The following is a 1,764-nucleotide window of genomic DNA, read 5'->3' as shown; positions in this document are numbered from 1 at the left end:
CTGTTCGATACCCCGGAGACCGGCGGGGAGGCGGGTTCTGCTCCTCGCGATGGGTACACGATTGTGCGGCAGTACTGGGCAGAGCATGGCTACCCCATAGATGAACCCTATGACTTTGCCTTCAACAAGCTTTTGCACGATGGGGTCATTCCCGGCACGAAGGCAAAAAGCAAACAGGTGCAAGTACGTGCGAATGCTTTGAGTTCACTGCAACCTCAGATGCCTGCTCAGGTGGGCGGTACAACGCTTGAGGTGATGATCCGGCCCGATCCCACTATTTGGGATGGACGCTTTGCCAATAACGGATGGCTTCAGGAGCTTCCTAAGCCCTTCTCGAAGGCCACCTGGGACAACGTAATCTTGATGAACCCGGAGACTGCCGAACGGTTACAGATTCCGATGGGAGATGGCTGGGCCATTCTGCCTAAATTGAACGAATCGCAAGGGGCAAAGCCCTCTCCAGTGATTACCATCAACCTGAACGGTAAAACGGTGAAGGGAGCTGTTTGGGCGATGCCCGGGCACCCACATGATGCGATTACCGTCTATTTAGGATATGGTCGTACCAGTGCCGGTGTACTGGGCACCGGAACCGGGTTTAATGTCTACCCAATCTTCTTATCGAAGAACCCTTGGAATGGAACGGCGCAGATTGAGTACACCGGAGAAGGCTACCCGATAGCCACGACCCAGTATACCCACATGATGGACAATCGTGACGTCGTTCGTGTGGGAACGATCTCTGAGTTTCTGCGACATCCCTCCTTAGCCCCGGATGAAGACGCCGAACAGGCGAACGCTGCGGAGGGAACCGGAAAAGGGCAACCCGACTACTATCCCGCTTTTCCCTGGCCTGAGCCTGGAATGAGCCACAAAGGCGCTTACAACTGGGGTATGGTCATTGACCTCCAGTCGTGCATTGGTTGCAGCGTCTGCATGGTGGCCTGTCAGGCGGAGAACAACATTCCCGTGGTTGGCAAGGCGCAGGTTATGCGCGGGCGGCATATGAACTGGATTCGGGTGGATACCTACTACGAGACGAAGCCCGACGATTTCGAGACGTTTGCACATAACCCTCGCATCTACTTCCAGCCGGTAACGTGCATGCAGTGTGAACAGGCGCCGTGCGAATATGTGTGCCCTGTAGGGGCGACGCAACATAGCGTAGAGGGTATCAACCAGATGGTCTATAACCGCTGCATTGGAACCCGCTATTGCGCCAACAACTGCCCCTATAAGGTGCGCCGATTTAACTTCCTCAACTACAATAATCACTTCAATCATGACTTCTTCGGTCGGCCTAATAAGGTAGAGCAACTGGTTTTCAATCCGGATGTTACAGTGCGTGGACGCGGTGTGATGGAGAAATGCATGTACTGCATTCAGCGCATCAACTCGGCTCGACAAAAGGCTAAAATTGAGAACCGCGATCTGCGCGATGGAGAGGTGTTGACGGCCTGCCAACAGGCCTGTCCTACCCAGGCCATCACCTTTGGCAATATCACAGACCATGCTTCAAAGGTGTATGCGCTAAAGATTCAGCCCCATAACTATGGACTGCTTACCGATTTGAACACGCGGCCACGCACCACCTACTTGGCGCGTGTCATCAATCCCAACACAGATATCGAACCGGAAACGGAGAAGCAAGTTGGATAACGAGACCTCTATCCAGTCATCAAGCAGCGCCCCTGAGAATCCGGCGATTGCCGGCCTTATAGAAGGCGATCAGACGTTTGAGACGGTAACGGAACGAATCGTTTC

At 53.9% G+C, this 1,764-nt stretch carries 1 protein-coding gene; it reads left to right on the top strand.

The genetic code is table 11. The features are described 5' to 3' along the window. Nucleotides 1-1,659, top strand: a 1,659-nt coding sequence (locus tag VKV18_RS05770) for a 4Fe-4S dicluster domain-containing protein (RefSeq protein WP_324203275.1), incomplete at its 5' end; no start/stop codon positions are given. Nucleotides 1,660-1,764 lie beyond the last annotated feature (105 nt).

The organism is Chthonomonas sp. (assembly GCF_035294505.1).
Taxonomy (GTDB): domain Bacteria; phylum Armatimonadota; class Chthonomonadetes; order Chthonomonadales; family Chthonomonadaceae; genus Chthonomonas.
Note: the sequence above shows the minus strand (reverse complement) of the source record. Positions and strands in the feature narration are given on the sequence as shown.